The following is a 13,649-nucleotide window of genomic DNA, read 5'->3' on the forward strand; positions in this document are numbered from 1 at the left end:
GATCAACGTTTTTAAGGAGGAAGCCACCATGCTTGCCGATCTCAAGATTGCCCGCAAACTCAGTCTTCTGCTCGTATTGCCCATGGCGACTTTTCTCTTTGTTGTTTCAGCAGAGAATATTCAGCGCTGGAAGACGATTGACCACCTTAAAGCCATAGAGCGCTCGCTGGTTGTCAGCCTTTCTGCTGGTGAACTTATCCATGAGCTGCAAAAAGAGCGTGGTTACACGGCTGGGTTCCTGGGCAGCAAGGGTAAAAAATTTGCTTCCGAACTGACGGAACAGACAGATAAATCCAACTCGGCCTATAAAAACTTTACTGCCGTGCTTGCTGGTGCGGATGGCCTGGAAAATGGCTCTCTTGTCAAAATATTTGCTCCACCCACGCAAAACTTTACAGATCTTTCCACCACCAGAGCCGCTGCAAAAGACGCCCGCATTGATGCCCTTCAGGCCATTGCAGCGTACAATAGCAGTATCAATGAACTGATCTCTGCTATATCTGAACTGAACGCCCGCGCCGATCTTGCCTTTACATCAATCATTCAGCTTTTGCACGGCAAGGAGATTGCCGGACAGGAGCGTGCCACGCTCAACGCCGCCTTCTCTGCCGGAACCTTCAGCAAGCAGCTTTATCGCGACTGGCTCTACAGGGTCAGCTCACAAAACACCTATCTGCGTTCGTTTGCGGAACTGGGCGGCAAGGCGGCGCTAAACCTGTTGCAAAGCAAAATGCAATCCGTTGATGAAGAAGTGACGCGATTCCGCGATACCGCCTACGCCAACCTTGAAAAATCCAGCCTGGAGGCTGATCCGCAGCAATGGTTTGCAGCGTCCACGCGCCGCATCGACAAGCTGATGGAAGTGGAAAAAGCATGGGGAGAACAACTGCTTGGAAACGCCCGCGATGAAGTGCGTTCAGCCCAAAAGGAACTGGCTATTGCGGTTTCAGGCGCACTTCTGGTGGCTTTTTTCACTGTTCTGCTGGGCTGGAGAATCTGCATCACCATCGGCAGGCCGGTACGCAGCACCCTGCGCTACGCCCAAGGCATCACGCAAGGGGATTTTGATTCTGTCCTGACTGTCAAACAGAATGACGAGATCGGCGGCCTTGCCGATGTGCTGCGCGAAATGGTCGCTCACCTGAAAGAACAGATTCAGGCGGCCCAAAAGCAACACACTATCGCTGAGGAGCGCGGCAAACTTGCGGAACAGTGCAGAATAACAGCCGAGCATGCTGAAAAGGAAGCAAATACAAGAGCCAGCACCCTTGCGACGGCTGTAGACAAGATTCATGGCGTTGTGGAATCGCTCAATTGCGCGCTCAACAACCTTGAGGAACAGGTGCGCATTTCTACACAAGGCGCAAGCAGCCAGTCCAACAGGCTTGATACCACAACCAGCGCCATGCAGGAAATGAGTACTACCGTCATTGAAGTTGCAAAAAATGCTGCGGATGCCGCTCAAACGGCAGAGAATTCACACACCAAGGCAAGCGAAGGCTCCACAGTTGTTGCAAATGTTATTTCTGCAATCGCTCAGGTGCAAGAGCAGTCCAACAAGATGAAGGTAGATATGGGCCTGCTCGGTCAGCAGGCAGAGGGCATTGGGCAAGTGCTCGATGTCATCAGTGATATTGCCGACCAGACCAACCTGTTAGCGCTCAATGCTGCCATTGAGGCTGCGCGCGCAGGCGATGCAGGGCGAGGTTTTGCCGTGGTCGCCGATGAAGTGCGCAAGCTGGCTGAAAAAACCATGACAGCGACCAAGGAGGTGGGAGAAGCCATCCATGCGGTTCAGGGCGGAACACGCAAACATATCTCGCATGTGGAGCAGTCCGCTGCAACCATTGAACAGGTCACGGTTCTGGCCCGGCAGTCTGGCGAAGCATTACAGGCGCTCGTGCAGCTGGCAAACGCCTCCACCATTCAGGCTCAGTCCATCGCCACAGCTTCTGAAGAACAGTCCGCCTCCAGCGAAACCATTCACAGCAGCCTTGAAGATATCAATCAGCTTGCCCTTAACACCGCAAACGCCATGGATCAGGCGACCTCGGTTCTCAACGAGCTGCGCACGCAGACCGACATTCTGGTCGGCGTTATGGCGGATTTAAACAGTTCCGGCATCAAGAAATCTGTTTTGATGTAAGGAGGTCAGCTAGAGTACATCTAAAATCTTGTACTTGCAACAGTATACAGGCGCAAGGAGTACTGATATTTATTAACTGTGTCGGGTATTATTCAACCACCCTGCAACCATGTTCTTCTCGAGGTACTTATGGCTCATCTCGAAACTACTGAACAAGCCTTGCGTAATCGTGGTGTCAGCCGTCGAGATTTCATGAAATTCTGTGCGCTCACAGCCGTTGCCATGGGCCTTGGCCCCGGAGCGGATCTGGCAATCGCACAGGCATTGTCAACCAAACCGCGTGTCCCCGTGCTCTGGATTAACGGTCTTTCCTGTTCTTGCTGCACTGAATCGTTTTTGCGCACAGCCCACCCGCTGGCGACAGACATTGTGCTCTCGATGATCACAATGGACTATCAGGACACCATCATGGCTGCCGCAGGCGATCAGGCCAATGAAGCCTATGAAGAGGCCATCAAAAAGTACAAGGGCCAGTATATTCTGGCGGTTGAAGGCAACGTGCCGCTCAACGGCCAGGGTATGTACTGCATTGATGCCGGCAAGCCCTTCTACGAAAAGCTCAAGGAAGGCGTGGAGCATGCCAAGGCCCTCGTGGCCTGGGGAACCTGCGCCTCGTGGGGCTGCGTACAGGCGGCCCACCCCAACCCAACGGGCGCTACCCCGCTGCACAAGCTGTTTCCCAACAAGCCGCAGCTCAAGGTTCCCGGCTGCCCGGCCATCCCTGAGGTCATGAGTTCAATCCTGACCTACATCATCACATACGACCGTCTTCCCACCCTTGATTCGCAGGGCAGGCCGGAAATGTTTTACGGCAAACGCGTACACGACCACTGCTACCGCAGGGCCCATTTTGACGCGGGCGAATATGTGGAGTCGTGGGACGATGCGGGCGCGCGCGCTGGCCTGTGCCTGTACAAGATGGGCTGCAAAGGCCCCACCACCTACAACGCCTGCCCTTCCACACGCTGGAACAACGGTGTCTCCTTTCCCATTCAGTCCGGGCATGGCTGCATTGGTTGCTCGGAACAGAACTTCTGGGATCAGGGCTCGTTTTATGACCGCATCACCACCATTCCGCATCTCGGCACCAACGCAACGGCTGAAACCGTGGGCGTGGCCGCTGTGGCGGGCGTGGCTGCGGGTGTTGCCGTGCATGGCGTTGCCAGTATGGTGCGCCACGCAGGTAGCAAGAACGCCAAGAACTCCTCCGACACCGACTCCAACAACTGAGGAAATACCCCATGGCATACGAATACACTACTTCTCAGGGTTATGCCGTTAAGGACTCGGGCCGCCGCGTGGTTGTAGACCCCGTTACCCGCATTGAAGGGCACCTGCGTTGCGAGGTGAACCTTGACGACAGCAACGTCATCACCAATGCGGTTTCGTGCGGCACCATTTTCAGAGGTATTGAAATCATCCTCAAAGGCCGTGATCCCCGCGATGCCTGGGCCTTTGTTGAACGCATCTGCGGCGTCTGCACGGGTACGCATGCCCTTTCCTCCGTGCATGCGGTGGAAGACGCGCTTGGCATACAAATACCAGACAACGCCAATATTATCCGTAATATCATGCACCTGTGCCTCATGTACCATGACCATCTGGTGCATCTGTATCATCTTGCCGGTCTCGACTGGGTGGACGTTGTGTCTGCCGCCAAGGCTGACCCCAAGGCGACTTCTGAGCTCTCGCACAAGCTTACCCCCTGGCCCAATTCTTCGCCGGGTTACTTCAAATCCATCAAGGATCGCCTCACCCGCGTGATTGAATCCGGTCAACTGGGCATTTTCACCAACGGCTATTGGGGGCACCCTGCCTACAAGCTGCCGCCCGAAGCCAACCTGCTTGTGGTGGCCCACTATCTGGAAGCCCTGGATTTCCAGAAAGACATGGTGCAGATACATACCATCTTTGGCGGCAAAAATCCGCACCCCAACTGGCTTGTGGGCGGCGTACCCTGCTCGCTGAACCTCGATGCGCACGGCGCTTCCGACGTTATCAATCAGGAACGTCTGGAACTGGTGCTGCAACTTATTGAGCGCTGCCGTGATTTTGCTCAACAGGTTGTCATACCTGACACTCTTGCGCTGGCCGCCTTCTACAAAGATTGGCTGAACATAGGCGGCGGGCTTTCCAAGCTTTCCGTGCTTGCTTACGGCGCAATCCCCGACATTGCCAATGACTACTCTGAAAAAAGTCTGCTGCTGCCCCCTGGGGCCATCATCAACGGCAACTTCAACGAAGTACTGCCTGTTGACCTGCGCAATCCTGAAGAAATTCAGGAATGCGTGTCCCACTCCTGGTACAAGCCCTACCCCGGCGGCAAAACTGGTCTGCACCCCTTTGACGGCATGACCGAACCCAACTACGCCCCCGGCCCCAATATCAAGGGCACGCCCACCGACCTCAAGCAGGTGGACGAGCGCGACAGATATTCGTGGATCAAAACGCCGCTCTGGCGCGGGCACCAGATGGAAGTTGGGCCGCTGGCGCGCCTGCTGGTGGGCTATGCCAGGAAGGACACCGAAATCAAGGGCCTCATTGACGAATTCCTTGGTCAGGCCAAGGCTCCGGTTTCTGTGCTGCAATCCACCCTTGGTCGCATTGCAGCCCGCTCGCTTGAGCTGGCATGGTCTGCCGACAAGATGCGCTACTTCTACGACAAGCTTGTGGCCAACCTCAAAAACGGCAACCGCGCAACAGCCAACACCAAGCTGTGGAAGCCCGAAAGCTGGCCCACCGGCACCCTGCGCGGCGTTGGCTTTACAGAAGCACCGCGCGGCGCTCTGGGGCACTGGGTCACCATCAAGGACAGGAAGATCGAGAACTACCAGTGCGTTGTTCCCACCACCTGGAATGGTGCGCCCCGCAGCCCCGATGGGCAACTCAGCGCCTACGAGGCCTCGCTCATGGGTACCAAGATGGCGGTTCCCAACCAGCCCCTTGAAATCCTGCGCACCCTGCACAGCTTTGACCCCTGCCTGGCCTGCTCCACGCACATCATTGGGCCGGACGGATCAGAACTCATATCGGTGCGGACAGACAACTGCTTCTAGCGTTCGGGCAATCCGAGACGCGGAATACAAGCCTTCCGCCGGGAGAACGTCATGAGCGAACAACATCTTCTGCCGCAACTGCCAATGGGCAAAAGCATATACGTTTATCAACTGCCCATACGCATCTGGCATTGGGTTATGGTTGCCTGTGTCATTGTGCTTATTGTCACTGGCTACATTATCGGCAAACCCTGGCTTTCCGTCACTGGTGAGCCGTACGACACATTTTACATGGGCTACACCCGCATGGCCCACTTTATTGCGGGCTTTGTACTGATTATTTCAACAGTACTGCGCTACATATACGGCCTTGTGTGGGGCAACCGCTTTTCACGCGAGCTTATCATCGTGCCGGTGTGGAGCAAGGACTGGTGGAACGACCTGTGGCAGGACGTGCGCTGGTATCTGTTCCTGAACAAGGAATGCGCCGCGCATGTGGGACATAACCCGCTGGCGCAGCTGGGCATGGGCACGGGCATGATCTTCATGCTTGTCATCATGCTCACGGGTCTTGGCATGTACGCGCAGGACAGCCACGTGCCGTTTATCCGCTTTTTCGCCTTTGTGCAGGACTGGATAAACAACTGGTTTGGCGGCAACGGGCAGATGACCCGCAGCTTGCACCGACTGGGCATGCTGCTGCTCATTACCTTTGTGACCGTGCACCTGTACATGGTCATACGCGAAGAAATCATGGGTAAGACCACCCTGGTTTCGTCCATGTTCAGCGGATTCCGCGAACGCCGCAAGCCATAACCTGAGGTAGCCTGAGAGTAGCGTGAGGCGGCCCATCCGGGCCGCCAAACAGATAACAAAACACGCCCGCGTGGCTTGGCCGCCAAAGGCGGCACTTCTGCCGCAAAGGTGTATGGAAATCTCATGGAACAGATCGTCATTCTTGGTCTTGGCAATATTCTGTACGGCGATGAAGGCTTTGGCGTACTTTTGGCGCAGCGGCTTTACGCCCATTGGGATTTTCCTGAAAACGTGGAAGTCGTGGACGGCGGCACCCAGGGGCAAACCCTGCTGACCTTTGTGGAAAGGGCTGACAAGCTGCTGGTGCTGGATGCGGTAGATTTTGGGCTGGAACCAGGCGAACTGTTGCTGCGCGACAACGTGCCGGCATACCTGACAGCGCAAAAGATCGGCCCGCACCAGAACAGCTTTTCGGAAGTGATGGGTCTTGCCGCCCTGCGCGGCACAGCCCCGGAGCACTGCGCCCTCATTGGCGTGCAACCGGCAGCCATGACCCTGGCAGCCCCCCTGTCCACTCCGGTCAGCGAAAGTTTTGAAGCAGCGCAAAACATTGCGCTGGATGTGCTGCGGCAATGGGGCATTGACCCGCAGTTGCGGGCGCAGCCGCGCCATCTTTCCGCAGCTGTGCTCGACAGCCTTGTTCAGGGTTGCGTGTAGGGCGCACAAAACAGCAATGCCGAGGGTATGGCAAACGCGTAACAAACGGATTGTCTGACTGCCCGGCAAAACGTGCCCTGACAAATTTGTAACAACCTGTTCTATCAACCAGAAGACACGCGGGCTAATTAACGCAAGCCCGCGTGTCTTTTATTTTTTACCTGCAAGGGGTATGGTCTGCGCCATCACAAATGCGGAGGAAACATGGCTCGGATCAACATATACACGCAGCAGATCACGGTTGGACAGGATGATATTGACATGCAGCGCCGCGTCAGCAACCTGCGCTTTGTGGCCTGGATGCAGGATGTGGCGGTTGCGCATTCTGCCGTTTGCGGTTGGCCCATGGAGCGGTACGAAAGCATCGGGCAAGGCTGGGTGGTGCGCCAGCACACCATCACCTACAAGCGCCCGGCCTTTCTGGGTGATGTGATTACAGCCGCTACATGGATTGCATCCTACGCTTCGCGCCGCAGCCTGCGCCGCTATGCTTTTTGGAACGCAAAGGAAAAAGCCCTGCTTGCCGAGGCAGAAACACAGTGGGTCTTCATTGATATGACCAGCGGAAAACCAGTCAGTGTGCCTGTCGAGCTACAGGAGTCTTTTCCCATAGTAGACGAAGATGCACCGGGTGTATTCCGGCGCTTGTGCGTGTAGCCTTAGTCCATATAAGCACAAAAGGCCGTGGAGTTAAACCCCACGGCCTTTTTGTTGAGTCGTGATCAGCTTACTTAAAGAGTTCCTTTTCCTGTACCTTGCGGTCAATGCGGTCTTCAACTTCCACGCCCTTGGGCGCGGTAAAGGTGAAGTCCGATTCTTTCAGCGAGGTGTCGGGCTTGAACTGCGTAAAGCGCACGTCATTGGAATTGCCGTAAAAGTCAATGATGCTCGCCCTGCGGATATAGCCGGTGGAAGGCTCAACCCACAAAAGGGCTTCAACCATCTGCGGAGCGGGTTCCTTGGGGTAAAGGTGCAGTTTGGCGAGGCCATTTTCCTGCCCGGCTTCCTTGACGTCAAAATCCTTGGTCAGTGCTGCCTGCCCGGTGATGACCTGAATAATGGTGCGTGAATCGCGCACAAGCTCCAGGGGGTAGCGGTAGGCAATTTCTTCATCAGCAAGATAATCCCAAATTTCCTTATGTGTGACCACAAGGGTTTCTTCATGGGGTTTATCTGTCTGCCAGCGGATAAGCAGGGGCTTCTGGAACAGCAGGTTGCCCTGCCGTTTCTCCACCGAGCCGCTTTCCTTGTGGGTCAGCGTTTGCTCAAACGTGGCGGAAAACGTGCGCAGCTTTTCATACCGCGCCTGGATGGTCGCCGCTATATCCGCAGCCTGCGCGGCTGAAGCCACAAGAAGAACAAGCCCGGCCGCCAGGGCCAGCATGCCATTTATGCGCATAACACCTCCACGGCATAAGCCGCCAGTTGTGCTGTTTGATTTATTTGACCACAGCGCGCGGCTTGCTGCCGTCTGCCGGGCCGATGATACCGTCGTGCTCAAGCTGTTCAACCAGGCGCGCTGCGCGGTTGAAACCAATCTTGAAGCGGCGCTGTACCAGAGATATGGATGCACGCCCCTGCTCACTCACAAAGGCCTGCACTTCGCCGTACAGGGGATCCTGCGCGGCATCGCCGCCTCCGCCGCTACCGCCGCCGCTCACGGAGTCCAGCCCCCACTGGGCAAAGTCCACTTTATAGGAGGGGCTGAGCTGCCGCTTCCAGTAGCCCACTACGCCCTGCACTTCTTCATCGCTGAGGAAGGGGCCGTGCAAACGCTGCAAACGCCCGCCGCTAGGTTTGAAGAGCATGTCGCCACGGCCAAGCAGATGTTCTGCGCCCACCTGATCAAGGATGGTGCGCGAATCGTGCTTGGACGTAACCTGAAAGGATATGCGGCACGGAAAGTTCGCCTTGATAAGCCCTGTCACCACGTCCACGCTGGGGCGCTGAGTGGCAAGGATCATATGAATACCGGCGGCGCGGGCCAACTGCGCAAGGCGCACAATGCTGGTTTCCACCTCGCGGGCGGCGGTCATCATGAGGTCTGCCAGTTCGTCAATGACAACAACAAGATATGGCAGAGGCTCAAGGTCTGCAAAATCCGGCGGCAGATCATTTTTGCAGGCGGCCAGCTTCTGGTTGAACCCGGCCACGTTGCGCACACCAAGGCGCGCCATTGCTTCGTAACGGCGATCCATTTCGTGCACGGCCCAATCAAGGGCGTTTTTGGCCTCGTTCATTTCCGTGACAACAGGATGCACCAGATGTGGTTCATCCGCGTACACAGCCATTTCAATGCGCTTGGGATCAACCAGCAACAACTGCATGTCTTTGGGCTGGGTGCGGTACAGCAGGCTGATAAGAATGCCGTTGAGGCAGACGCTCTTGCCCGCGCCCGTAGCGCCAGCCACAAGCAGATGCGGCATACGCGTGAGGTCTGCCATGACAGGCTTGCCCGCAATGTCCTTGCCCAGAATCATGGTCAGGGGGCCACAACCCTTGCGGAAAGGCTCAGAAGCGGCAAGCTCCCTGAAATTGACGGTTTCGCGGTTGTCGTTGGGTATTTCAATACCCACCGTATCCGTACCGGGAATGGGCGCCTGAATACGCACGGCAACGGCCTTGAGGGCCAAGGCCAGGTCATCGCTGAGGTTGGCTATGCGGCTCACGCGGATGCCGGGGGCCGGGCGTACCTCATACATGGTGACCACAGGCCCGGGCGTGACATGCACAAGCTCGCTCTGGATGTCAAAATCCTTGAGGCAGGCAATAAGGGCCTTGCCCCGCGCCTCGCGGTCTTCCTTATTATTGTTGCCAGGCACTTTGACAGGCGGGGCCAACAGCTCAAGCCCCGGCAGCGGAATGGCGGCCTTGCGGCCTGTCATGCCAGAAAGCAGCCCGGTCAGGCCACCCTGCTTTTTGGGAGCTTCAGCAACAGGGACGGCAGCACTTGCAGCCTTGCCGCCAGTGTTCGGGACAGAAGCGGCGGGTGAAGCAGCATGCGCCGCGTCATCCTGAGCCAAATCATGGGCCGCATCATTTACAAGATCATGGGCCGGGGCATTGCCCCCCTGCTCGTCAGCATAGGCCGCGCCAGCAGAAGCAGCAGGCGAAATGGGCATACCGTTGATGTCTACCGCCACGGCAAAAGGATCGTCAGCATCTACTTGTGCTGCCGGGCATGGTGCCGCTGGCTCATTTGCCTGCAAACGGGCCGCCTTGGTTTTTTGTTCTTCAAAAACATCAGGCAGCGAGTCAGCCGTGGGTTGAATGTTGCCAAGGCGGTCGCGCCAGCGCTTCCAGAATTCCATGGACGGCAGGCGCAGATCAAGCAACGACCAACGCCGCTTGCCTTCTTCGCCTTCTGCGGGGCTTTCTGCAACAACAGGCCCGGTTGCGTTGCCCGCACGGGCGGCAAGCCGCGCCTGCGCCCAGTGCAGCACACGTGCCGCCACATTGAACCATGAGATATTGCCCGCAAGTTGCATACCCACAAGCGCAACAAATATCCACACCAGGGCAGAACCGCCCGGGCTCAGATACCGGCTGGCGTTGAGGTGCAGGGCATTGCCCACCATACCTCCGCCCCACATGTCGCCAAGGGTGATATCTGAAGCGGAACCTATGACAAGCAGGCAGACGGTGAGCAAAAAGAAGCCAAGCCAGCGCGACCAGTGCAGGCTGTACGAAGGAGAAACGTAGGCCGCCCCCAACGCACCGAAAACCAGTGGGCAGAGATAGGCGGCCACGCCAAACACATCGTTAAGAAAACCTGCAGTGTACGCGCCGAAAAGGCCAGCCTTGTTCTTTACCTTGACAACACCGCTGACCACATGGTTAAGGCTGGGGTCGTTGGCGTCAAAACTGAGCAGGCTGAGCAAAAGCAACAGCGCCCAGAAGATAAGAAAAAGGCCAAGAAGCTCGCGGCTGAATTTATGGGCGTCCGTAGGGCTACCCTCCCGAACCGGTCATCATTCCCGGCCCAGGTATTCCTTGGTGCGCGTGTCAACCTTGATGCGATCGCCTTCGTTGACAAAAATGGGCACCTGAACCGAAATACCGGTTTCAAGCTTGGCAGCCTTGGTGACGTTGCTGACGGTGTCGCCCTTGGCGCCCGGCTCGGTTTCAACAACCGCAAGCACGAGGCTCAGCGGGATGTCGATATCAAGGGGGCTGCCCTTGTACAGCAGCACGCGGCATTCCTGACCGTCCTTAAGAAAGCCTTCCTTGCCATCCGTGGTGGTGATGTGCATCTGGAGCTGTTCGTAGGTGGTCATATCCATGAAGATAAGGTCGTCGTCCTGACGATACAGAAACTGCATGTCGCGGGTTTCCAGATCGGGCTTGTTGACCTTTTCACCGGAACGGAAGGTTATATCCTGCATGCGACCAGTAAGGATGTTGCGCAGCTTGGTACGGACCATAGCGCCACCCTTGCCGGGCTTGAAATGCTGAAAATCAACGATTTCGTAAGGGGTGCCTTCGACTTCGATCTTCAGACCCTTGCGAAAGTCTGTGGTAGAATACATTTGTCCTCCTAACATGTCGCCGCAAAATGGCGCAAACGGGCGTAAGGCCGATCATTTGCCAACTGCGGCAAGAGCGGCTACCTTATACGAAGTTGGCTGAAAATGTCAGCCCTGAATTGAAAATATTTGCTGAAAGATGCTTGCTTGTCAAGACACAAAGTTAAAGTATTACATGAGGTTTATCATGAATCCCGTTCTTACCCTTGAAACTACAGCCTATACTCTTGAGCAGCTCATATCACTGCCCGAGGCGCAGATAGCCCTTGCGGGGCGCTCCAATGTGGGTAAATCATCGCTTATCAACGCGCTGGCTGGCCGCAAAAAACTGGCAAAAGTCAGCTCCACGCCCGGCAAAACCCGCTCGGTGAATTATTACCGCGTGACACCCCATGACTTTTATCTCGTTGACCTGCCGGGTTACGGCTATGCCCGCGCAAGCCATACGGAGCGCGAAAAATGGGCGCGCCTGCTTGAGCGGTATCTGGTGGAATGCGCAAGCCTCAAGGCCTTGGCCCTGTTGCTCGACAGCCGACTTGAACCCCAGAAGCTCGACAAAAATCTGGCGTCCTTTGCCCGCACCAACGGCCTGAATATTGTGCCCGTGCTGACCAAGGCAGACAAGTGCAGTCAGAGGGAACGCGCCAACCGCCAGAATGAATGGCAAGAACTGCTCGGAACCCGGCCCCTCGTCACGTCTTCCAGCAACCGTTACGGCATTGATAACCTCTGGCGCGCTCTCGTTGAAACAGCGGTTCCCCAGCGCGTGGCCCCCGGCACACTTGATGCCGCTGACGCGGAATCTGAGCCCCAGAGTGGTACTATTCCTGAGCAGGAGCCGCAGGGACAGGCTTAAAGCCAGAAATGATTCACAGCAGGAATATCTGTGGACTTCGCTTTTTTGCGTACAGAACGCAATCTCCAAAAAGCAAAAGGATTACGGCGCTGATCACACAGCGCCGTAATCAGGACTCAGATCGGCAACTTGTTGCACTGCCTGTAGCTGGGCGCGGTGATTTCCAAAGCCACCTGCAGGCAAATGCGCTGAGGCTGTTATGCCGCAGGGGTATTTGACACAACTGCCGGTTCCATATGGATGCTCAGTCGCCCCAGTTGGGGCACTGCGGCACGAATGCGCTTTTCAAGGCGCGTACAGACGTTGTGCGCCTCCTCCACAGACAGCCCCACACTCACATTACAGTGGAATGAAATGCAGACCCCCTGCTCTGGCAGCACATAGGTAGAAAATTTGTGCGGCATCGCCGCCAGAGGCTCATTTTCCACTGCTGCCTTGATTTCACGCCAGGCCATCTCTGAAAAAGGCACAGAAACCGAAGCGCCCGGCTCAAGCGCGGCGCCTGGGGCCTTGGGTTCCATGTGACTGACGATTTCAACACCTGGCAAGGCCTCCCGCAGTGTGTCTTCAAAAGCCTTGACCCGCGCATACGCCCGGTCAAAGGGCATCTGACCCGGCAGTTCAACATGCAGCTCAATATGACAGGCGCTGTCTGCGCTCAAAATATGCACATCATGAACTGCAAGCCCATGCTCAGATGCGGCAACCTGCACCAGGGCAAAGGGATTGTTTTCATCAATGCGGCACGATTTGCGAGGCTCAACATGCACGGTCACGTCCGCACCGGGCAAAACGCCAGCAACAGCTTCCTCAGCCTCATGCGCAAGGCGATGTCCATCGCTGACCTTCAGCCCCGGCGCAACGCCCACAGTCAAATCCACAAAGCTTTGCGGCCCGCTGGTGCGCACACGTACCCGCGTGACTTCGGAAATGCCCGCGATTTTTTGCACAGCCACCACAATGGCTTCGCTCGCCTGTGATGAGCCAGAATCCATCAGCATATTCACGGCATCCGAGGCCATGTGCATGCTTGCCCGAAAAATAATCGCAGCCACAAGCAGAGCCGCCACCGTATCTGCCTGCGAAAGTACGCGGCTTATGGGTTCGGGCAGTTGCAGAGCCTGTGCAAGCCATACAGCCAGCACACCCACAAGCACCACGGCAGAAGAAAGAATATCTGTGGAAAAATGCAGGGCATCAGCTTCTAGGGCCTGACTGTTGAAGTCTTTGGCAACCCGCCGCAAAACACGGACCCGGTTGATGTCAATGGCCATGGAAATCGCCATGACGCCAACACCCCAAAGCGAAGGCACAACAGGGCTTGAGCCTGAAGCGAGGCGCTGAACGCCCTCGTACACCACCCACACGCAGGTGGCGAACAAAAGCACCGTCTGCGCAAGAGCCGAGAGGTTTTCGGCCTTGCCATGCCCGTAAGGATGCCGCGAATCTGCAGGCTTGGCTGAAATTTTCACCGCAGCAAGGGTAAGGGCAGCCGCCAGCAGATCAAGCCCGCTGTGCAATGCTTCAGACAATATGCCAAGGCTGTTGGTATACAGGCCAACCGCAAGTTTGATGCTGGTAAGCCCCAGTGCCGCGAGCAGCGACAACATGGCTGCGCGGCTTTTTTCGCTAGCGCCGTTATCCATGACGTT

Annotated in this window: 10 protein-coding genes and 1 pseudogene; 7 read left to right on the top strand and 4 right to left on the bottom strand. The window is 56.4% G+C overall.

What is annotated here, in order from left to right:
• Positions 1-28: 28 nt before the first annotated feature.
• The 6 genes from JMF94_RS06690 (at position 29) to JMF94_RS06715 (ending at position 7,272) form a co-directional block, all read left to right on the top strand.
• Complete coding sequence (locus JMF94_RS06690) at positions 29-2,146, top strand: methyl-accepting chemotaxis protein (RefSeq protein ID WP_240824393.1); 2,118 nt, start codon at positions 29-31, stop codon at positions 2,144-2,146.
• A 129-nt stretch (positions 2,147-2,275) separates the two neighbouring features.
• Positions 2,276-3,376 (top strand): hydrogenase small subunit, encoded by a 1,101-nt coding sequence (locus JMF94_RS06695; RefSeq protein ID WP_276612846.1) that lies wholly within the window; start codon positions 2,276-2,278, stop codon positions 3,374-3,376.
• Between the two features lie 11 nt (positions 3,377-3,387).
• Positions 3,388-5,202, top strand: a complete 1,815-nt coding sequence (locus tag JMF94_RS06700) for a nickel-dependent hydrogenase large subunit (RefSeq protein ID WP_240824394.1) — start codon at positions 3,388-3,390, stop codon at positions 5,200-5,202.
• Between the two features lie 51 nt (positions 5,203-5,253).
• A complete protein-coding gene (gene cybH / locus JMF94_RS06705; protein ID WP_240824395.1) occupies positions 5,254-5,958 on the top strand; it encodes a Ni/Fe-hydrogenase, b-type cytochrome subunit in 705 nt (234 codons plus the stop codon).
• Between the two features lie 123 nt (positions 5,959-6,081).
• Complete coding sequence (gene hybD, locus JMF94_RS06710; RefSeq protein ID WP_240824396.1) at positions 6,082-6,615, top strand: HyaD/HybD family hydrogenase maturation endopeptidase; 534 nt, start codon at positions 6,082-6,084, stop codon at positions 6,613-6,615.
• A gap of 204 nt (positions 6,616-6,819) precedes the next feature.
• Positions 6,820-7,272, top strand: coding sequence for an acyl-CoA thioesterase (locus JMF94_RS06715; RefSeq protein ID WP_240824397.1), 453 nt, complete (start codon positions 6,820-6,822; stop codon positions 7,270-7,272).
• Between the two features lie 70 nt (positions 7,273-7,342).
• Here JMF94_RS06715 and lolA read toward each other — a convergent pair whose 3' ends face one another.
• The 3 genes and pseudogenes from lolA to efp all read right to left on the bottom strand — a co-directional run bounded on the left by lolA (position 7,343) and on the right by efp (position 11,144).
• Positions 7,343-8,014 carry an outer membrane lipoprotein chaperone LolA gene (gene lolA, locus JMF94_RS06720; RefSeq protein ID WP_192111850.1) on the bottom strand — a complete coding sequence of 224 codons (672 nt, stop codon included), beginning with the start codon at positions 8,012-8,014 and terminating at the stop codon, positions 7,343-7,345.
• A gap of 40 nt (positions 8,015-8,054) precedes the next feature.
• A pseudogene (locus tag JMF94_RS06725) lies at positions 8,055-10,544 on the bottom strand (DNA translocase FtsK); the annotation flags it as partial.
• 42 nt (positions 10,545-10,586) lie between these two features.
• Positions 10,587-11,144, bottom strand: a complete 558-nt coding sequence (gene efp / locus JMF94_RS06730; protein ID WP_022658729.1) for an elongation factor P — start codon at positions 11,142-11,144, stop codon at positions 10,587-10,589.
• Between the two features lie 184 nt (positions 11,145-11,328).
• On the opposite strand from efp, the gene yihA reads away from it, so the two are divergent.
• Positions 11,329-11,997, top strand: a complete 669-nt coding sequence (gene yihA / locus JMF94_RS06735; RefSeq protein WP_240824399.1) for a ribosome biogenesis GTP-binding protein YihA/YsxC — start codon at positions 11,329-11,331, stop codon at positions 11,995-11,997.
• A gap of 197 nt (positions 11,998-12,194) precedes the next feature.
• Here the strand turns inward: yihA and JMF94_RS06740 are convergent, their stop codons facing one another.
• A complete protein-coding gene (locus JMF94_RS06740; protein ID WP_240824400.1) occupies positions 12,195-13,643 on the bottom strand; it encodes a cation diffusion facilitator family transporter in 1,449 nt (482 codons plus the stop codon).
• Positions 13,644-13,649 lie beyond the last annotated feature (6 nt).

It is taken from the genome of Desulfovibrio sp. UIB00, assembly GCF_022508225.1.
Lineage (GTDB): Bacteria > Desulfobacterota > Desulfovibrionia > Desulfovibrionales > Desulfovibrionaceae > Desulfovibrio.